The organism is Martinezella sp. CNPSo 3732 (assembly GCF_057784515.1).
The window spans coordinates 599382-618078 of sequence record NZ_JBXSOO010000002.1 but is presented as its reverse complement, the minus strand read 5'-3'; the positions used below and the strand labels follow the sequence as shown (position 1 = coordinate 618078).

Sequence of the window (18697 nt, the reverse complement as noted above, 5' to 3'; positions counted from 1 at the left end):
AGGCTGCAATGGCATGCAGTCGCCAAGGGATCGACAACTCGAAGAGACTTACGGCACCGCTCCGGATACTTTTGCCGTCCCATCGATAACCGGGCAGGATGGCGGCACCGGTCGATCAAACAAAATGGCAATGCCGCAATCCGAGGTGAACATCGCCTCGTCGTCATGCCCTACGCCGGGCACCTCGACGACCTTCTGATTGAGATCGGATGGATGCCGCTTCTTCATGTAGTCGAAATAGGTGAGCCCCCGTGCAAGCCGATAGGGTCCTTGCGCCATCGCCCCGCAGGAGCGGTCGATGAAGTGGGTATAGGGATTCGTATCAGCCTGGCCTAGCAGATAGACCACGTTGCGCGCGGCATATCTCGTTTCGAGAAGCTTCGGATCCTGCGAGGATATGTATGGTGGAGCGCCGGCGAGCCCGTATCGCCATTGCGTCGCCTTCGGGCAGGAAGCCAGCCCCGCCTGCTGATCCGGCAAGGCCGGCCGCTCGCTGTCGAAATAGACATAGCTCGACGGATTGGCGACGAGATAGCGAACGGCGATGCCGGCACTCGTCAGATTTTCCGCCTCCCGTCCGACGACGGCATAACGCTGGACCAATTGCGCTCCTGCCGAGTGCCCCATTACGACAATGGTCTTCAGCGAAGGATACAGGCGACGATCGGTAAAATGCCGCAGCAGAGCATCGAGCGCGGAGAAGGAGCTAATCGGTGCCGGCTGACGCGCGGCGTCTCCACTTTTCCAACCGTTCTGCGTCCAGGCCAGCGTCTGCGCAGACAGCGAGAAGGCATTCACATCCGGTCTTATGAGGAATTGCGGCGCGACCACCATCGTACCGTCGGCGAGATCGCCGGCCTTTGCGAGCAGCTCCTGCCCGGTTGCGTAATAGGCATCGGCGTTTCGGAGCGTGCCGTGGACTATGATCAGCACCTTCGTCACGTCAGGCGACGCCGCTTCGATCGCATGATCCGCGTAAACCGGCAGCTCTCCCTTCCCCTCGGGGGTATCGAGGAGCAGGCGCTGATCCGCGACTTCCTTGACGGGTTCTTCGAGCCGCGCGTGTTGGGAAGCCGCATCGGCCGACTGGCCTTCGCCTGACATGCCGATGGCAATCAATGCTGCGATCGTCAGTCGGGCGCAAACCCGGCCCTGAATGCTTCTCATAATCTTCATCTGTAAAAACTCGGCTGAGACGGATGACAATGAATATAGCGACTTCCAGCCAGGCGGAAGACGGCCGGCGATCCGACCAAGAGCCGACCCTGCTGGAAGATATGCTGCTTGAACGAGCGCGTGGACAAGAATCCGTCGCCCCGGCGAAAGTTTCTCTTCCGCATGGCAAATAGGCGGACCGGAAATTGTCGCCCTTGAACGTAAGTTCGCCATCGATCTCAATTCTCTGCTCGAAAAGCTGCGACAGAGACGATAACCCGTGGCATAAGGCCCCCGAAAAACTTTCTTCGGGCCACGCGTAATCATGATTCGTATCGAGAATATCAGCAAGCAGAACAGCCATCGCATCCTCTTCATCGAGGCATCCGCGGCGCTTAACAGAGGCGAGAGCGTTGGGCTTGTCGGCCCTAACGGTGCCGGCAAGACGACGCTTTTCCGGATGATCACCGGACAGGAGCTGCCGGATGAAGGGCAAGTTTCCGTCGATAAAGGCGTCAGCATCGGTTATTTCAACCAGGATGTCGGCGAGATGGAAGGCCGTAGCGCCGTCTCCGAAGTCATGGAGGGTGCCGGTCCAGTGAGCGCTGTCGCTGCCGAGCTGCGCGAGCTTGAAGCGGCCATGAGCGATCCGGATCAGGCCGACCGGATGGACGAGATCATCGAGCGCTATGGCGAGGTGCAGGCACGCTATGAGGAGCTCGATGGCTATGCGCTCGAGGGCCGTGCCCGCGAAGTGCTGGCGGGCCTGAGCTTTACCCAGGAGATGATGGATGGCGATGTCGGCGCGCTTTCCGGCGGATGGAAGATGCGTGTGGCACTTGCCCGCATTCTGCTGATGCGCCCCGACGTCATGCTGCTCGACGAGCCGAGCAACCATCTGGATCTCGAAAGCCTGATCTGGCTCGAATCCTTCCTGAAGGGCTACGAGGGCGCGCTTTTGATGACCTCGCACGACCGCGAGTTCATGAACCGCATCGTTACCAAGATCATCGAAATCGATGCCGGCAGCCTGACCAGCTATTCGGGCGACTACGAATTCTACGAGCAGCAGCGGGCGCAGAACGAAAAACAGCAGCAGGCGCAATTTGAGCGCCAGCAGGCCATGCTCGCCAAGGAAATCAAGTTCATCGAGCGCTTCAAGGCGCGCGCCTCGCATGCTTCACAGGTGCAGAGCCGCGTGAAGAAGCTGGAAAAGATCGATCGTGTCGAGCCGCCGAAGCGCCGCCAGACCGTCGCTTTCGAATTCCAGCCGGCACCGCGCTCGGGCGAAGACGTGGCCGTGCTGAAGAACGTCCACAAGAAGTATGGCAGCCGCACCATCTATGAAGGACTGGATTTCATGGTACGCCGCCGCGAGCGCTGGTGCATCATGGGTATCAACGGTGCCGGCAAATCCACGCTTCTGAAGCTGGTTGCCGGCTCGGCGCAGCCGGATGAAGGCAGCGTCGCGCTCGGCGCCAGCGTCAAGATGGGCTATTTCGCTCAGCACGCCATGGATCTGCTGGATGGAGAACGCACCGTATTTCAGCAGCTCGAACATGATTTTCCGCAGGCAGGCCAAGGCGCTCTGCGAGCGCTTGCCGGTTGCTTCGGCTTCTCTGGCGACGACGTGGAAAAAAAGTGCCGCGTGCTGTCGGGTGGCGAGAAGGCGCGGCTTGTCATGGCAATCATGCTCTTCGATCCACCGAACCTGCTGGTACTCGACGAGCCGACCAACCATCTTGATCTCGACACCAAGGAAATGCTGATCGAGGCGCTGTCGCAATATGAAGGCACGATGCTGTTCGTCTCGCACGACCGGCATTTCCTGGCAGCGCTCTCCAATCGCGTTCTGGAGCTGACGCCCGAAGGTATCCACCAATATACCGGCGGCTACACCGAGTATGTGGAACGCACCGGTTACGAAGCACCTGGCCTCAGAAGCTGATAACAGGCGGAACGAGCACTACTGGGTATTCGTTGACGGCGCGGCACCGGCATTGATGACGGCAACGGGCGCCGTCCTGCCGCGCACGCGGATTTCGATGCGGCGGCGCGCTTCGACAGCGCCGCGCTGACCCGAGGTGACGGTGTCCCCGGGCAGGATGAGCTGTGCGGCGGACATCGGCAGGATGGTGGCGTCCTTCAGCTTGGGATTGGCCTTGAGCACATTGGCGACGGCAATGGCGCGAGCAAGGCCGAGGCCGGCATTGTCGGCGGGCAACAAGGCCGACACCGGCAGTTTGCCATCCATTGCGCCGATGATCGTGTCGTCGAGATTGGATTTTTCACGCGCCAGAGGCTGTTCGTCCGTATGGCCGATCACCTCGACGATATTGGCGCCATAGAGGCTCAGATTGCTGGCGATTTCGTCCGTGATCGTCGTGCTGAGCAGCTGTGAAAAGGTGCCTGTCAGTTCGGCGCTTCCCGATTGGAAATAGTTCTTCTTGGCATCGTCGAGATTGATGATGGGCGGCCAGTCGTGCGCGCCCTTCCCGCCCGCATTGCCGGCCAAGAGCCTGTTGACCTCATCGGGTGCCGCCGCCAACGAGACACCATGTTCCTTCAGAACAGAGGCAAGCTTGGAAAGCGATTGCAGATCGGCCGTTGTCGCGCCCTGATCCGCCATGCTGTCGAGTGTCTCCTTCGCCAGCACCAGCTCGCGCCATTGCTTGTCTACCACGGCCTTGTCGGCGGCAGAGAGATCGCCGGAGACGACTTTGGACTGCAGAAGCACGATCTCGGCAGCCTGCTCCGCTCGCTTCTTTTCGAGCACAGCGACCTGCTGTTCGGCTTTCTCAAGCTTGCGCTCGACTTCATAACGTTTGCTTCTCTCTGCCGAGATCAAGGCAGCGGCCACCAGCAACAGGCAGAAGACCAGAAGCAGCATGGATTCGGCCATCGTTAGGCCAAGGATCAGGCCGCGGTTGTAGCCCTTGTGCTCCAGTTTCGGCGTGCTGTCCGAACCTCCAGCTACCATAGATGCCACCAGCGTTTTCGCGGCACGATTTCGGGCTCAGCAGCGATGTCGCCATCGACCTGCGGTTTCGGCAGTGGTGCCTGCCCCATCGCTTCAGCCACGCGACCGAGCGCCACCTCGATGTTGCGCAGCGGCTGCAACTGCGCCTCCGACATCTCCTTGATGGCAGCAATCGCCGGTGCCAGCTCGGCGCGCACGACATCCTCCGGCGCGCGAATCTCTTCCAGCTTCTTGCCGACATTCTCGACAGCGGTGCCGAACGTGCCAATGATCTCGGACAGCTGCGAGGTCGTCGCCGTCAGCTGCGCGGCGGCATCGTTGATCGGCGTCACCGCCTGCCTTGCCAGCAATTCCAATATCTTGTTGATCTCCTGGCCATTGCGCTCGGCCTGCCGCGCGATCTCCTCGAACCCCTCCGATAGCATCTGGTTGCTGACGCGCCGGTAATGCGAGAATTCACGCGAGGAGGAATCGAGTTCGGTGCGCACGCGCCGCGTCATCTCCGCTAGCTCATGGCGGACGCTGCGCTCGATATCGATCGGGTCGCGCCGCATCTGGTTGAAGAGGATACGCAGCGTGACGCCGGCAATGGTCGAAGTGACGGCGATGCCGAAATTGCGGACGATGGTCTCGATCGATGTTTCGCCGGCAAAGAGATAGAGCGATACGCCGAGGCTCGAGAGGGTGAAGAGAAAACCCATGTAATAGAGGTTGTCGCCCGCCTGCTCATTGTGCAGCCGGAACCCGGCAACGGCCAGCGAGACGATGAAGTAGATCCCCATCAGCACCAGCGGCACACCGGTCACGATGGGCAGCGACCAGCCCATGAGCTTCGACGACCAGATGAAGATCATGCCGCCGACGGTGATGGAGGCGAACAGCGCCATCGGCCCATAATCCCGGATGAGATATCTGGCGTCGGTATTGGCCATCAGCGTATCCCCTCCAGCCGGACGAAGCCGCCAAAATCACCGTTGTTGTTCTTGATCCATTGCGCCCAGAAATTCGCAAGATCCTCCATGCTGAACTTCATGTTCGGCCTTTGAAAGGCAAGGATCTTGACCGTGACACCATCCAGTGACGTGCGAAAGCGGTCGTTCGCAGGGCTGTTCTGATATTTCTGATAGGAGACGCCATCCCGGTAATTGGAGAAGGCGGCGGTGTGTTCGATCATGTCGGAAGCGATGTAGAGCCGCTTCGGGATGCCGCCTGGTGCATTGGCGAAGACTTCCAGGTTGATCTTCTGAATGGCCGCCATGATCGGCGACAATCTGCCCGACTCGCCCGCCGTCAGCTTGCCGGCGATATCGGCAAGCGGCTTTTGGAAGCCTTTTTCCCAGCGCGCCTGCGCCAACCGCGGATTGCGGGTCCATTCGTCGACATTCGCGCCGCTTCCGGGATTGCAGCCATGGAAGGTCTGGATGAGCTCCCCTTCCTTCTCCTTGAGCGCATAGATGTCGATGGCCCCGCCGATCGGCACATCTGCAACGATCTTCTGGAACTGGTTGCGCAGATCGAGCGCCGTCGTATCGGCGATCGGATCGGTGACATCGAGCAGAATGGCCGTTTCCGCCTTCGGTCCGTCCACTGGGCAGAGCGAGGCTTGATCGACGGCGATGTTCCCACTTGCCTTGTAGCGCAGCCAGCCATAGGCGCCGACGATCCCGAGGGACAGGACGGCAAGGCAAACCGTTGCAATGATGAGACCGGCGGATCCGCCGCGCCGGCTACGCCGCTTGCGTCGCGCCAAGGATGCTCTCCGGGAAAAGATTATCGAGCTGATGGTATTTCTCGATGGCGCGCTCGAATTCGTCGCCGATCCGCTTGATCTGCTCCGAAAGCTCCGCCTGGGCACTCTGGATGCGCGAGCCCAGCACCTTGTCGTCCCACTCCTCTTCGCTACGGATGACAGGCGTCAGGCGCTCCATCTTGTAAGCGGTTTTGAAATAGGGTGGCTCCGCCTCAGTTCGCGCAGCACGGTTCGCATCGCGATAGGAGGTGAGCAGCACATTGGCAGCACGCTCGAGATGGTTCTGGTGTTCGGCAAAGAGGCCTGCGGTCCTGGCGCGATGCGCGATGATGGCAGCCGTTTCCTGCCGGCGCAGCGAGAGGTCGCGGATGATCTCCTCGATCTTGCTGTTATGCTCGTCGCGGATCTCGCGGAGGTCTTCGATCAGATCGAGCTTGCGGTCGATATAATTGTCCCTCGCCGCATCGAGACGCTTCTGCACACCGGCAAAGCCCGGATAGGGGTCGGTCAGATAGCAGCCGTCAATGAAGGCGACGAGCGAAAACATCAGGCCGATGGCAAAGAGCATCCAGGAGTTCAGCTCCTGCAACCCGAGCGGTGCGGTCTTGAGCCGCTGGATCACCTCGGCACCTGCTCCGCTCAGAATCGTCGCGGAGACCTCGCGATAATGCGCCAGCGCAATGTTGATCCCGAGGGCAACGGCGATATAGGCGATAAGTCCCAGCAAACCCAGCAGCTTCAGCGCAAAGGAGCGATGCACCAGAAAACGGACGCAGAAGAAAGAAAAAATCAGCGCCATGCCGATATTCAGGAGGGCGAAGGCGGCCGCCTCGGTTACACCACCGACGAGACCCTGCTCGCTTCCTTTGGCCAGAAAGCTGCCGTTCATCACCATTTCGATGAGCACGAGGAAGACGATCAGAGAGACCTTGAAGCCCCAGGCTGCCTTGCTGGAAACCTTCGCGGCGCGCTGCAGCTTATGCCTGGCCTTGAAGCCCACCATTTCATCCTCGGCCGTCTTCAGATTGCGGCGCAGACCATGCAGCTCGTCGACGCCGCTTGCCACTTCCGCCTTGAAATCCGAGATGCTTGACGCGTTCGCCTGGCGGATCAGGCCGAACTGTCCCTCGAAATCGAGGTTGCGCAAGCGGCTATCGAAGGTCTGGAACTGATCTTCAAGGATTTGGTAGGAGCTTTTCTTTTCCGCCTCGACCCAGGCGACGATGCGCTGCTCCGTCTCGTCATGCGATTGCGCATCCGACGGCGGCCGGTTCTGACGCCCGGCAGCGGCGCCCTTTTCCTTCAGGTCGAGGGTCGTGCCTAGCTTTTCGATATCGACGACGGGAAACACGTCCGTCGAGGCTCGGAAATCATGGCTGGTCTCCCGAACGCTGTTCCAGAGACGGTTGAGGGCTTCGAAACGCAACGATCTTCCCCGGCGAATTCATCAACTTAGAAAGGACAATTGAGAAATCGATACCGCACCGGTTGTCCATGGTCCAGAGCGATATGGCAGAGGTTAGGATGCGATTGTGGTAAAGACTAGCCCGAGCCTGTGTCGATCGGAAAACACTGACGTGAGCAAGGACGACGCTTCCACCTGATGGTGGACTGCTGCTATGCCATGCTCACGTTCGGGATTGCCTTCCAGAAACCTGCCCGTCGCAGCCCTTCCCGATAGATGTCACGCTGCCATTGCTCCTTGAACGGCACGACGGAAAGCCATCGATCGACATCGAAATCCGGGTTGGTTCTATGGACGCGCCGAACGAAAAAGCCTGCCTTTTCCTCATGCCCGAGCATCGCCCAGCTCGCCGCGGAAATCCTGTCCGCCAGGCGTGCATTCGCCATTCGGCCGATATAATCGAGGGCAGCTTCGAAGCGGCCGAGCGTATAGCTCGCCACGGAAGCGGTCCAAAGATAGGTATCGGGGCTTACCGGATTGAGCGCAATAGCGCTTTCAATCTTCGTCAGTGCCAGATCCGGCCGGGACGCATGAAGCAAAGCTTCGGCATGGTCGGCAATGATACCGGCATGGCCCGGATTAAGGGCTTCAGCCAGTTTCAATGCCTCAATGCTCTCCTCACTCGCCTTCCGGAAGACCTTCGTCATGCCAAGCTCGCGATAGCCGTCGGCGATGTCGCGCCGTGCTGCGATGGCCTGCATCGCATAGCTTTCCGCCTCGTCCAGCAAGGCCGCATCGCCACCGAAGGTCAACACCCATTCCTTGGAATAGGTGCGAGCCATCGCGCTCAAGGCCGGCGCGAAGTGGCCACCGGTGCGCAGCGCCATCTCAAGCTCACCCCGCGCCCTCTGCAGATCGGGTACGGAGAGGCGCTCGATATAACGCTTGCCGGCGAGATAGCGCTGATAGGCCGCTGGATTTTCCTCGAAATGCGACCTCATCATCTCCCGCCGTTCGATCTGCCCTGCAAGCGACAGCACGATATGACGCGCGATCGCCTGTCTCCGCTCCTCGGGCGAGGATTGTCCGAGGCCGATGCGCTCGGCCCAGATGATCTCATCGCTTGCGGCGTCGACCAGTTGCGAAAACAGCAGCGGTCCGTTGTCGCGAAGGCTAAGCCGCATCTCCAGAATGTAAGAGCGATCCCATTGGTCGAAAGTTGCGACGGCACGTTCACCAGCCCTGCCAACCCGGACCGCCGTGTAGCGATCTGCAATCTGGAGACTGTCCAGCGCGCAGAAACCGATTGCGATATCGTTCACGAGGGATGAGGCATCATAGTCTTGCCCTTGCCCTTCCGTGGAGGGCAAGAGCAGGAGGGGTATCTTCACCCTCGCTCGTGCAGCCGAAGTCCCTTCGTGATGGAGAATGGTATCCCCGGCTCGAATTTCCGAAGCATATTCCCGCTGCGTCAACCATGAGGCCAGCAGCGCGGCACGCTGCGCGAAAATCTGCCTGAAGTGCTCCACCTCACCTTCTGCATCGAATATCCGTAACAGGATGCGATGAATATCGCGATCTTCGGGGTCTATACCAAAGATCAGGAGCGCCGCCTCTCTCACCAGAGCGACATCCTCCATCCCATTGGCTTCGGCTGCAGCGGCATTCAGCGCCTTCTTCAGCGCCGATAGATGCCTGCCATGTTGGGCCTCCCGCCAATGAAAGAAAACCGCGCTCTGGCAATCTATACCCTGCAGGAATTCCGCCTCGAACGTCCTCACCAGCGATTTCAATCTTGCAAAGATTGGCCCGTCATCGTCCGTATGCGCGAACCAGAGATCGGAGGTGGTTGGAGGCGCGTCGAGTTCGACGGCTGTCTCGCTGAAACGCAGAAATGATCTCCCGAGTGCTTCCTGACGGACCCTGATACGCGAAACCAGCTTGCGCAGATTGACCTGCGCGCTGCCATTGTCGTCTCCCCACAAAAGCCGGGCGATCGCGCTGCGCGACGCGCGCGACGTTGGCTCCAGCATCAGATAGGCCAGGATCAGCAGACCCTTCTCGGGAAAGGCGACCTCGTGACCATCGCCCTCCAAAAGCTTCAAACCGCCAAATGTATGCAGTGAAAACATAATCTGTTCACAAAATCCGGGTGAAGCAGCGACGGCTGAGAAGGTATTTCCTTTACCTGTTAACCCCATTCGCGCTCGGACGAGTATGGTGAAATTTCGATAAGACTGTAGTGTGTCGGAAGGTTTGGCGATTTTCAATTCCAATTGCCGACAATCTGATAAACCACTCGCTAAATCACGGGCTCGCCATATCTTGGCAGAACATGCGACTTCTTTCGGAGCATCAAGTCATGACGCCCTTTCCCTTCAAGAACATCTGTGTCTACGGCGCCGGCGCACTCGGCGGTGCGATCGCGGCCAAGCTCGCCTCCGCCAAAGAAGCGCAGACGAGGATTTCCGTCGTGGCGCGCGGAGCTCATCTGGAGGCCATTCGCGCTGGCGGCATAAGCCTGTGGGAAGCCGATGCGGATAGTCCCCTCGTCGCGCAGATGACCGCGACGGCCGATGCTGGCGAACTGCCGCCACAGGATCTTGTCATCACTGGCCTCAAAGGGCATCAGCTTGCCGCAGCTGTCCCCGGCATTGCGAAGCTGCTGCATTCGGGCACCCGCGTCGTCATGATCCTCAACGGCGTTCCATGGTGGTATTTCCACCGGGACCATCAGAGCGGCCATGCCGAATACCAGATGGAAGAGCTCGATCCGAACGGCGATCTCTGGCACCTGATCGGGCCGGAGCGCGTCATCGGTTGCGTTGCCTATCAGGGAGCGGAAGTCGTCGCACCCGGCGAGGTCAAACTCGCCAACAACGGACATTTCATCCTTGGCGAACCTTCCGGCGAGACGACGGGCGATATCGAAGCTATCGCGGCGCTGCTGCAGCAGGCCGGGGTGAATGTTTCGATTTCCTCGCGCATCCGCGACGATATCTGGAGCAAGCTCATGGGCAATGCCGCTTTCAATCCGATCAGTGCGCTCACCCGCGGATTGATGTCCGATATCATGGACGATCCCGCGCTTGCGACTATGGTCGGCCAGGTAATGAGCGAGGTAAAAGCCGTTGCCGAGGCTTTAGGATCGAACATCGCCATGTCTGTGGAGGAACGTCTTGAGCGTTCCCGTCAGATCGGACCCGTACGGACCTCGATGCTGCAGGATCTGCTTGCCGGTAAGGCGCTGGAAATCACGCCCCTCGTGGGCGTCGTTGTCTCGCTCGGAAAGCTCGTAAATGTGCCGACGCCGGTCTCAGAGACCATCCTGGCGCTGGTGACGCAGCTCGACCGCAAGAACCAGCAAGGCGCCGAGTAAGCGGCAGCGGTCCACGGGCCAGTTTCGGGAGAAACTGCGGGCATATCAGTTCTTTATATTTCACTTACGTCTTCGTCCGTAACCCCGAATGGATTTCCTATGGGAGCCGGCGTTACGCTTGCGGTGGAATATGGAGATAGACCCCATGCTCGACACGCACACCCCCAATCTCACGGAATCCATCCGCGTCCTCATTCATAACAGCGATGAGAAGCATCATCGCGTTGCAGCACCGGCAGCAACAGCGAAAAGATCACGTAAGCGCCCGCTTCATTCGCGCCAGGTCCAGGAAAAGCGCACCTTTCAGGCGATGTTCGCATTCGGGCTGCTGCTCGGCGCCCTCGAGCTCTTCATCGTGCTGCATTACCTCTGAGATTTCACAGACATGAGTAGACCGACTTTTCGAAGGCGCATCGGCGGTGCGATCACCGCCCTTGTCACACCTTTTCGCGACGGCGTTCTCGATGGCGTCGACATGATGGCCCATATCGAGTGGCAGCTGCTAAGCGGCACCGATGGGCTTCTCGTCTGTTCGCTGATTGGCGAAGGCCCGACGCTGACCGAGGCCGAGCGCATTCGCGCCATCGAAATCTGCATCGAGCTTTCGGAAGACAAGGTGCCTGTCATCGTCGCGACCGGAACCAACGACACGGCAACGACCTTAGAGGAAACGATACAAGCACAGCGCCTTGGCGCTGATGCAGCCTTCGTGACGGTTCCTTATTACTCCAAACCGACTCAAAAGGGGATCATCCACCATTTCGAGCAGCTAGCGGCGCAGACCGAGCTGCCCATCATCGTCCACAATCAGCCATCGCACACCGCGATCGATCTCGCTCCGGCAACGGTCGCGCGGCTTGCCGAAATTCGAGGGATTATCGGGATTGCGGACGGCGGCTGCGATATCTCGCGCGTCGATCTCTGGCGACCTCTTTTGCCGGAGCGGTTCGGCCTGTTTACCTCGAATGACGCCAGTGCACTCGGCTTTACGGCCGCGGGCGGTCATGGCTGCTTCTCGGGAGCTGCCAATATCGTTCCGCGGCTCTTTCAATCGATGCAGCATTCGGCCGCCTGCGGCAATGTCGGCGCGGCACAATCCATCGATGAACGGTTGCAGCCATTGTTCAGCGCGCTCGCCCGCGAAAGCGAGCCGGCGACGGTCAAGCATACCCTGTCACTAGTTAGAGATATCGAGGCGGAGGTTCGCCTGCCATTGGTTGGCGTCGGCACCGCGACGGCTGCGGCCATCCAGGCGGCAATCACCCCGTTTCAACTCGACGGCAGCGGCCGGTTTGCCTCGCGCCATGCCTATCGCCCGGGATTGTGAAATCGCTCCATCTCTATGAGATTTTTATATTTTTGCTGTTTCAGGCAAATGGAAAACCTAGCGGCTCCCCCATAGATTCAACAGCGTAGCACCGGAAATGGTCTTATCGGACCAGCGGTGCCGGTGACACTGAAAGGAACTATGATGTCACGCTACAGGCATGTCGGCCTATCCGCCGACCCTCTCCAACGATCTCGTGCCGCCGCGTTTGCGCGCAACGAGCGGCCCTTCTCCTCGGACGCATTGCTGAACGGGCTTCGTTCCGTCGCTCCGCGCCTCGGACTTGTCCTCCTGATCGCCGCCGCCCTGCAAATGGCGCTGCATCTGACCGGACACTGAGCGAAATCGAAGAGATCCAAGAGGAAATAACAATGGCAAGCACACAGCATCTTCAGCGCCGTTCGGCTCACAGCCCGATTTCGCCGGCTCCGGCCCGCTTCATCATCGGCCGTGACCGCCGCGGCAGCTGGATCGTTCAGGACCGGCAAGGCCTCGTTGGCGGCCTATTCCGCAACGAGACAGCCGCCCTGCACTTCGCTGCTGAAGAATGCAACCACAATCCGGCCGACATCTGCCTGGCACCCGAAGGCGCCATCCTCGACCTCGACGGCTTTGCCTCCGTATCGTCAAACCTGCACTGAACTTGACCTTAGCGGGCTTCGACACTATCCCGCCGAACGCTTCCTTAACCGCCCCAAGGTAAGCTTTCGCCAGATATCCATAGAACAGAAGACAATGTCGAAGCCTGCCTTCCGCTACAGCCACTACGATCTCGGGGAACAGCGCGCCGGAACGGTGATCGAAATCACCCTTTCGGCCATTGCCAATGTCAGGCTAATGAACGGCTCGAATTTCGAGCGCTTCACCGAAACGCTGAAGCATCAGTTTCTCGGCGGCGTTGCCAAGAAATCGCCGATACGGCTGGTCATTCCGGAAGCCGGTCATTGGCATCTGGTGGTCGATATGGAAGGCCATAAGAGCCTGGCGGAATCGAACGTCAAAATGGTGGACAGGGTAACCGTTCCACGCATGCAAAAAGCATAGCGGCAATCCGTCACCGCCTGGTGATATATGGACTAGCGCTCGCCACGCTCCTTGCGCAGCTTCGCCCACCAATCCAGCCGCTTGCGGATTTCCCGCTCGAAACCACGCTCCGGCGGATCGTAGAAGGTTTGGCGACCCATCTTCTCCGGAAAGTAATTCTGCCCTGAAAAAGCATCCGGTTCGTCATGATCGTAACGATAGCCGTCGCCATATCCCTCGGTGCGCATCAGCTTCGTGGGCGCATTGAGGATATGTTTGGGCGGCAGCAGCGAGCCATTCTGCTTGGCCGCCTGGGTCGCCGCCTTGAAAGCCGTGTAGACGGCGTTGGATTTCGGCGCGGTGGCGAGGTAGACGCAGGCCTGTGCCAACGCCAATTCACCCTCAGGCGACCCGAGATAATCATAGGCGTCCTTGGCAGCATTGCAGATAACCAGGGCCTGCGGATCGGCAAGGCCGATATCCTCCACCGCCATGCGCACCAGCCGGCGCCCGAGATAGAGCGGATCCTCGCCGGCATCGAACATGCGGGCAAGATAATAGAGCGCGGCGTCCGGGTCGGAGCCACGAACCGACTTGTGCAGGGCCGAGATCAGATTGTAATGCCCATCCTGCGCCTTGTCATAGACCGGAGCGCGGCGCTGGACGATCTTGACCAGCATATCGGGATCGAAAAGCTCGTCCTTGCGCGCGGCACGCCAGACCTCTTCCGCCAGCGTCAGCACCGAACGGCCATCGCCATCGGCCATGCGGATCAGGCTGGCGCGGGCATCCTCCGTCAGCGGCAGCGGCTTGCCCTCCACCGTCTCGGCGCGGCGCAGCAGCTCTTCCAAGCTTTCCTCGTCATGCGAATGGAAGGTCAGGACGCGAGCACGGGACAGAAGAGCAGCGTTGAGTTCGAAGGATGGATTTTCCGTGGTTGCGCCCACTAGGATGACGGTGCCGTCTTCCATGACTGGCAGGAAGCTATCCTGCTGGGCGCGATTGAAGCGATGGATCTCGTCGACGAACAGCAGGGTCTGGCGGCCATCCATGCGGCGCAACCGCGCCGCCTCGAAGACCTTTTTCAGATCGGCAACACCGGAAAAGATCGCCGAAATCTGTTCGAAGGCGAGGCCCGCCTCGCCCGAAAGTAGCCTTGCAACGGTCGTCTTGCCGGTGCCTGGCGGCCCCCAAAAGATCATCGATCCAAGCGAACCCGCCTCGATCATCCGGCGCAATACACCATCCTCGCCGGTCAGATGTTCCTGACCGGTGACTTCAGCCAATGTTTGCGGCCGCAGACGATCGGCGAGAGGCCGCTTGTTGGCGACCTCCTCCGGTATCCGTGGTGCAAACAGGTCATCACTCATCGGAAGAACTGCCGGATACGCTGGCCGTCACGCTCGATCTCGACGCGCCAGAAGCTTGGGTTGGAGGTGACGGCCTTCTGAAGGATTTCCGTGGTGTTGATCGCAACACCATTGATGGAGATGACGATATCGCGGGCGGCAAATCCAAGCCGGTCGGCCGGCGAGTTCTGCTTCAGGCTTTCGATGACGACGCCCGTGGAATCCGGCGGCATATGCAGATCATCGGCGACGCGCGGCGAGAGATTGGCAACGGTCGCGCCGGAGAAAGGATTGTTACCGTCGATCACCCGCTCGTCGCGCGGTGTCGATTCGGGCGCTGCGGCCAGCGTCATCGTGGCCTGATGTTCCTTGCCATTGTCGAGCACGGTCAATGCCACCGTCGCGCCGAGACCAGCCGTTGTCAGGCGATAACCGAGCGCATCGGGATGTTCGATAGAAATGTTGTTCAAGGCTGTAATCACCTCCCCGGGCTTGAGGCCGGCCTTGGCTGCAGGCCCGCCATCGACCACCTTGGTGACAAGCGCACCGCGCACCTTGTCCAGCCCGAGCGCTTCGGCGACGTCCGATGTCACCGGCTCGAAAGTCGCGCCGATATAGGGGCGCTCGAACGCCTTGTCGCCGCGATCGGCAGCGGCGAGGAAGACCTTGACCAGATTGGCGGGGATCGCAAAGCCGATACCGTTGGAGCCGCCGCCCTGAGAGAAGATCGCCGTATTCAGCCCGATCAGCTCGCCGGTCATGTTGACGAGCGCGCCGCCGGAATTGCCAGGGTTGATCGAGGCATCGGTCTGAATGAAGAAACCAACCTCGTTCTTGACCTGGTTGCGGGCAAGCGCCGAGACGATACCGCTCGTCACCGTCTGTCCCACACCGAAGGGATTGCCGATCGCGAGCACGAGATCGCCCACTTCGATGCCATCGGAATTGCCGAGCGGCAGAACCGGGAAAGTCTCGTTCTTCGACTGGATCTTCAAGACGGCGAGATCGACGCGATCGTCTTTCAGAACGACCTTGCAGGGAAATTCGCGGCCGTCCGAAAGCGCGATCTTGATGTCGTCAGCGCCGTCGACGACGTGGTTGTTGGTGATGACGGTGCCATTCGCCTCCACGATCACGCCGGAACCCAGCGACGATTGCTTCTCGGTGCGATTCGGCATGCGCTGGCCGAAAAACTGCTCGAAGAAGGGATCGCCGGCAAACGGCGACTGACGCTGCACCACACGCTCGGCATAGACATTCACCACGGCGCCGGAGGTCTGCTTGACCAGCGGAGCAAAGGAAAGCTGCATCTGCGTCTGGCTTTGCGGCAGCGTCTTTGCCGTTTGAGCCTCAGCGGAAAGCGGCATCGCCATGACGAGGGCAATCATCGAAACGGCAGTGCGCTTCAGAAGGACATGCATGGAAATTTCCCTTTTTAATGCTCTTTAAACAACGTTGTAGCGCCCGACGCTAGAAAGAAAAGAGGGCGGAACCATGAAGCATAAATGGAAGTCGGCGACGATAAAAAACAGGCTCGCTGAACAAAAACATGCTGTCATGCATTTCGCGTTGGGAATCGTCAAAGGGAGCCACATATGCGATCGATCCATCTTGCCGCTGCCACCCTCCTCGTCTCGCTGGGAATGGCCGGCACTTCCCAGGCCGCCAGCTTCGATTGCGATGCGCAGAACCTGAAGCCGGACGAGAAGACGATCTGCGATGTGAGGGCTCTCAACGATGCCGACGTGAGAATGGTGACGACCTTCGATCTGCTTTCGGGGCTGCTTGCCATGGGTGCGCGTGGCACGATGCAGGACCAGCAGACGGAGTGGCTAAAGAAACGGCAGGCTTGCGGTGCCGATATCGCCTGCCTTACCTCGTCCTACCAGGAGCGTCAGAAAGAACTGAATGACGCCTACAAGCAGATCAATCGCCCGCTATAGGAGCGCGTTTTGCGTTGGCTTGAAGGCTTTCACCGGAGATGTCCCCTCTCCCCGCCTGCGGGGAGAGGGTTAGGGTGAGGGGTAAACGCAGGGACAGATAAGCTCCGCCGCTGCGATAAAGCTCGAAAGCCCCTCATCCGTCCTCTCGCGGTCGAGCTATGCTCGACCGTTCGAGTCCACCTTCTCCCCGCTGCGCAGGGCGAAGGGGCTTGGTTACTTTCCACCCAGATCGCGAACAGCACCGCGGTCCGCGCTCGTGGCGAAGGCGGCATAGGCCTTGAGCGCCGTGGTCACATTGCGCTTGCGCGGTTCAGCCGGGTGCCAACCCCTAGCATTCTGAGCTTCGCGGCGAGCGGCAAGCTCATTGTCGTCGACGCGCAGGCTGATGGTGCGGTTCGGGATGTCGATATCGATCATGTCGCCTTCGCGCACCAGACCGATCGTGCCGCCATTAGCTGCTTCGGGCGAAACGTGGCCGATCGAGAGGCCCGAGGTGCCGCCGGAGAAGCGACCGTCGGTAATGAGCGCGCAGGCCTTGCCGAGACCCTTCGACTTCAGGTAGCTCGTCGGATAGAGCATTTCCTGCATGCCGGGACCGCCCTTCGGGCCTTCGTAGCGGATGACGACGACGTCGCCGGCCTTGATCTCGTTGCTGAGGATAGCCTTGACAGATGCATCCTGGCTTTCGAAGACCCTAGCGGGGCCGGAGAATTTCAGGATCGATTCATCGACGCCGGCGGTCTTCACGATGCAGCCATCGAGCGCGAGATTGCCCTTGAGGACAGCCAGACCGCCATCCTTGGAGAAGGGATGCTCGACGGAGCGAATGACGCCCTTCTCGCGGTCGGTATCGAGTTCATCCCAGCGGGAGCTCTGGCTGAAGGCGACCTGCGTCGGAACGCCGCCCGGAGCCGCGCGGAAGAATTCGCGTACGCTTTCGCTGTTGGTGCGGGTGATGTCCCAACGGTCGATGGCGTCGCCGAGAGTTTCGGCGTGAACCGTCGGGCAATCACGGTTGATGAGGCCGCCCTTATCGAGCTCACCGAGAATCGACATGATGCCGCCGGCGCGATGCACGTCTTCCATGTGAACGTCGCTCTTGGCGGGCGCAACCTTGGAGAGGCACGGGACGCGGCGCGACAACGCGTCGATGTCGGCCATGGTGAAATCGACTTCACCTTCATGCGCGGCGGCAAGAATATGCAGAACCGTGTTGGTGGAGCCACCCATGGCGATATCGAGCGCCATGGCGTTCTCGAAAGCCTGTTTGGAAGCGACCGAACGCGGCAGGATCGACGCATCCTCCTGCTCGTAATAGCGGCGGGCAAGATCGACGATCAGGTGGCCGGCTTCGACGAAGAGGCGCTTGCGGTCGGCGTGGGTGGCAAGCGTCGAGCCGTTGCCCGGCAGCGACAGGCCGAGCGCTTCGGTCAGGCAGTTCATGGAATTGGCCGTGAACATGCCCGAGCACGAGCCGCAGGTCGGACAGGCGGAGCGTTCGATGACCTGGACATCCTCATCGCTGATCTTGTCGTCGGCGGCGGCAACCATGGCGTCGACGAGATCGAGCGCATGCTTCTTGCCGTGTAGGACGACCTTGCCGGCCTCCATCGGACCGCCGGACACGAAAACAGTTGGAATGTTCAGGCGCAGCGAGGCCATCAGCATGCCGGGGGTGATCTTGTCGCAGTTGGAGATGCAGACCATGGCGTCGGCGCAATGGGCGTTGACCATGTATTCGACGCTGTCGGCGATCAGCTCGCGCGAGGGCAGCGAATAAAGCATGCCGTCATGGCCCATGGCGATGCCGTCGTCGACGGCGATGGTGTTGAATTCCTTGGCAACGCCGCCTGCCGCCTCGATTTCGCGCGCGACGAGCTGGCCGAGATCCTTAAGGTGAACGTGGCCGGGCACGAACTGGGTGAAGGAATTGACCACCGCAATAATTGGCTTGCCGAAATCGCTGTCCTTCATACCCGTCGCGCGCCAAAGGCCGCGCGCACCGGCCATGTTGCGGCCGTGGGTGGTTGTTCTGGAACGATAAGCTGGCATGGTGTCTTCCTCGTCATCCTGGAAATTGTGCGGCGTCGGCAGGGGCCAAGGGTTTTGGGCCGAAGGGGGCGCCGGCAACTCCGCTTTTTGGAATTGTCCTAATCCAATCGTGCCGTACTGTCACTATCAACTCAAGCGAATCCGGTACGCTGCCGGGCAAGGGGCTGCGTCCGGCCAAACAAGTCGCTCGACCAAAGTTGGGAACGAAACGGCCCGATCGCAAGCGCACACAAAAAGTTGCTTTCACTTCCAAAGAAATGCCTGCCTAAGAGTGTAACAAAACCTGTGTCCGTTGCGTATCGCTCATATCGAAGCTGTTACCGCATAGAGGAAT

17 protein-coding genes are annotated in these 18697 nt (G+C 59.9%); 8 read left to right on the top strand and 9 right to left on the bottom strand.

Annotated elements, in window-relative coordinates; all coding sequences use genetic code 11:
* Positions 1-48: 48 nt before the first annotated feature.
* Entirely contained in the window at positions 49-1176 is a 1128-nt protein-coding gene (locus AC13RM_RS07875; RefSeq protein WP_488554755.1) for an alpha/beta fold hydrolase, read from the bottom strand.
* A 304-nt stretch (positions 1177-1480) separates the two neighbouring features.
* Between AC13RM_RS07875 and AC13RM_RS07870 the strand changes: the two genes are divergently transcribed.
* Positions 1481-3103, top strand: coding sequence for an ABC-F family ATP-binding cassette domain-containing protein (locus tag AC13RM_RS07870; RefSeq protein ID WP_113233321.1), 1623 nt, complete (start codon positions 1481-1483; stop codon positions 3101-3103).
* A gap of 18 nt (positions 3104-3121) precedes the next feature.
* On the opposite strand, the gene AC13RM_RS07865 is transcribed toward AC13RM_RS07870, so the two are convergent.
* The 5 genes from AC13RM_RS07865 to AC13RM_RS07845 form a co-directional block, all read right to left on the bottom strand.
* A complete protein-coding gene (locus AC13RM_RS07865) occupies positions 3122-4135 on the bottom strand; it encodes an OmpA family protein (RefSeq protein ID WP_440479948.1) in 1014 nt (337 codons plus the stop codon).
* Positions 4129-5067 (bottom strand): hypothetical protein, encoded by a 939-nt coding sequence (locus AC13RM_RS07860; protein WP_440479921.1) that lies wholly within the window; start codon positions 5065-5067, stop codon positions 4129-4131. Before AC13RM_RS07860 ends, AC13RM_RS07865 begins: the two co-directional genes overlap by 7 nt.
* Positions 5067-5885 (bottom strand): hypothetical protein, encoded by an 819-nt coding sequence (locus AC13RM_RS07855; RefSeq protein ID WP_440479920.1) that lies wholly within the window; start codon positions 5883-5885, stop codon positions 5067-5069. The genes AC13RM_RS07860 and AC13RM_RS07855 overlap by 1 nt, the downstream gene beginning before the upstream one ends.
* Positions 5863-7311 carry a hypothetical protein gene (locus tag AC13RM_RS07850; RefSeq protein WP_440479919.1) on the bottom strand — a complete coding sequence of 483 codons (1449 nt, stop codon included), beginning with the start codon at positions 7309-7311 and terminating at the stop codon, positions 5863-5865. The genes AC13RM_RS07855 and AC13RM_RS07850 overlap by 23 nt, the downstream gene beginning before the upstream one ends.
* 191 nt (positions 7312-7502) lie before the next feature.
* A complete protein-coding gene (locus AC13RM_RS07845; protein ID WP_488554754.1) occupies positions 7503-9422 on the bottom strand; it encodes an AfsR/SARP family transcriptional regulator in 1920 nt (639 codons plus the stop codon).
* A gap of 230 nt (positions 9423-9652) precedes the next feature.
* Between AC13RM_RS07845 and AC13RM_RS07840 the strand changes: the two genes are divergently transcribed.
* From AC13RM_RS07840 to AC13RM_RS07815, 6 genes are all read left to right on the top strand, one after another.
* Positions 9653-10669 (top strand): ketopantoate reductase family protein, encoded by a 1017-nt coding sequence (locus AC13RM_RS07840; RefSeq protein WP_488554753.1) that lies wholly within the window; start codon positions 9653-9655, stop codon positions 10667-10669.
* Positions 10670-10814: 145 nt separating this feature from the next.
* On the top strand, positions 10815-11042 hold the full coding sequence (locus tag AC13RM_RS07835; protein ID WP_488554752.1) for a hypothetical protein: 228 nt from the start codon (positions 10815-10817) through the stop codon (positions 11040-11042).
* Between the two features lie 12 nt (positions 11043-11054).
* Positions 11055-11996 carry a 4-hydroxy-tetrahydrodipicolinate synthase gene (gene dapA, locus AC13RM_RS07830; RefSeq protein ID WP_488554751.1) on the top strand — a complete coding sequence of 314 codons (942 nt, stop codon included), beginning with the start codon at positions 11055-11057 and terminating at the stop codon, positions 11994-11996.
* A 144-nt stretch (positions 11997-12140) separates the two neighbouring features.
* Positions 12141-12335, top strand: a complete 195-nt coding sequence (locus tag AC13RM_RS07825; RefSeq protein ID WP_488554750.1) for a hypothetical protein — start codon at positions 12141-12143, stop codon at positions 12333-12335.
* Between the two features lie 32 nt (positions 12336-12367).
* A complete protein-coding gene (locus AC13RM_RS07820) occupies positions 12368-12637 on the top strand; it encodes a hypothetical protein (RefSeq protein WP_488554749.1) in 270 nt (89 codons plus the stop codon).
* 94 nt (positions 12638-12731) lie between these two features.
* Positions 12732-13040, top strand: coding sequence for a DUF1883 domain-containing protein (locus tag AC13RM_RS07815; RefSeq protein ID WP_488554748.1), 309 nt, complete (start codon positions 12732-12734; stop codon positions 13038-13040).
* Between the two features lie 32 nt (positions 13041-13072).
* On the opposite strand, the gene AC13RM_RS07810 is transcribed toward AC13RM_RS07815, so the two are convergent.
* Together AC13RM_RS07810 and AC13RM_RS07805 are read right to left on the bottom strand one after the other, a co-directional pair.
* Complete coding sequence (locus tag AC13RM_RS07810; RefSeq protein ID WP_112337456.1) at positions 13073-14389, bottom strand: replication-associated recombination protein A; 1317 nt, start codon at positions 14387-14389, stop codon at positions 13073-13075.
* The gene (locus tag AC13RM_RS07805; RefSeq protein WP_488554747.1) at positions 14386-15789 is read right to left on the bottom strand and encodes a DegQ family serine endoprotease; all 1404 of its coding nucleotides are present in this window, start codon (positions 15787-15789) and stop codon (positions 14386-14388) included. The genes AC13RM_RS07810 and AC13RM_RS07805 overlap by 4 nt, the downstream gene beginning before the upstream one ends.
* Before the next feature lie 174 nt (positions 15790-15963).
* On the opposite strand from AC13RM_RS07805, the gene AC13RM_RS07800 reads away from it, so the two are divergent.
* Positions 15964-16311 carry a lysozyme inhibitor LprI family protein gene (locus AC13RM_RS07800; RefSeq protein WP_488554746.1) on the top strand — a complete coding sequence of 116 codons (348 nt, stop codon included), beginning with the start codon at positions 15964-15966 and terminating at the stop codon, positions 16309-16311.
* A gap of 213 nt (positions 16312-16524) precedes the next feature.
* Here the strand turns inward: AC13RM_RS07800 and ilvD are convergent, their stop codons facing one another.
* Complete coding sequence (gene ilvD / locus AC13RM_RS07795) at positions 16525-18363, bottom strand: dihydroxy-acid dehydratase (protein ID WP_488554745.1); 1839 nt, start codon at positions 18361-18363, stop codon at positions 16525-16527.
* Positions 18364-18697 lie beyond the last annotated feature (334 nt).

Bases quoted from the DNA above. Each gene is read 5' to 3' on its own strand.
- AC13RM_RS07825 (WP_488554750.1), top strand. From the start codon at position 12,141: ATGTCACGCTACAGGCATGTCGGCCTATCCGCCGACCCTCTCCAACGA.
- dapA (WP_488554751.1), top strand. From the start codon at position 11,055: ATGAGTAGACCGACTTTTCGAAGGCGCATCGGCGGTGCGATCACCGCC.
- AC13RM_RS07805 (WP_488554747.1), bottom strand. From the start codon at position 15,789: ATGCATGTCCTTCTGAAGCGCACTGCCGTTTCGATGATTGCCCTCGTC.
- AC13RM_RS07800 (WP_488554746.1), top strand. From the start codon at position 15,964: ATGCGATCGATCCATCTTGCCGCTGCCACCCTCCTCGTCTCGCTGGGA.
- AC13RM_RS07865 (WP_440479948.1), bottom strand. From the start codon at position 4,135: ATGGTAGCTGGAGGTTCGGACAGCACGCCGAAACTGGAGCACAAGGGC.
- AC13RM_RS07815 (WP_488554748.1), top strand. From the start codon at position 12,732: ATGTCGAAGCCTGCCTTCCGCTACAGCCACTACGATCTCGGGGAACAG.
- AC13RM_RS07820 (WP_488554749.1), top strand. From the start codon at position 12,368: ATGGCAAGCACACAGCATCTTCAGCGCCGTTCGGCTCACAGCCCGATT.
- AC13RM_RS07845 (WP_488554754.1), bottom strand. From the start codon at position 9,422: ATGTTTTCACTGCATACATTTGGCGGTTTGAAGCTTTTGGAGGGCGAT.
- AC13RM_RS07840 (WP_488554753.1), top strand. From the start codon at position 9,653: ATGACGCCCTTTCCCTTCAAGAACATCTGTGTCTACGGCGCCGGCGCA.
- AC13RM_RS07810 (WP_112337456.1), bottom strand. From the start codon at position 14,389: ATGAGTGATGACCTGTTTGCACCACGGATACCGGAGGAGGTCGCCAAC.
- AC13RM_RS07860 (WP_440479921.1), bottom strand. From the start codon at position 5,067: ATGGCCAATACCGACGCCAGATATCTCATCCGGGATTATGGGCCGATG.
- AC13RM_RS07870 (WP_113233321.1), top strand. From the start codon at position 1,481: ATGATTCGTATCGAGAATATCAGCAAGCAGAACAGCCATCGCATCCTC.
- AC13RM_RS07835 (WP_488554752.1), top strand. From the start codon at position 10,815: ATGCTCGACACGCACACCCCCAATCTCACGGAATCCATCCGCGTCCTC.
- AC13RM_RS07875 (WP_488554755.1), bottom strand. From the start codon at position 1,176: ATGAAGATTATGAGAAGCATTCAGGGCCGGGTTTGCGCCCGACTGACG.
- ilvD (WP_488554745.1), bottom strand. From the start codon at position 18,363: ATGCCAGCTTATCGTTCCAGAACAACCACCCACGGCCGCAACATGGCC.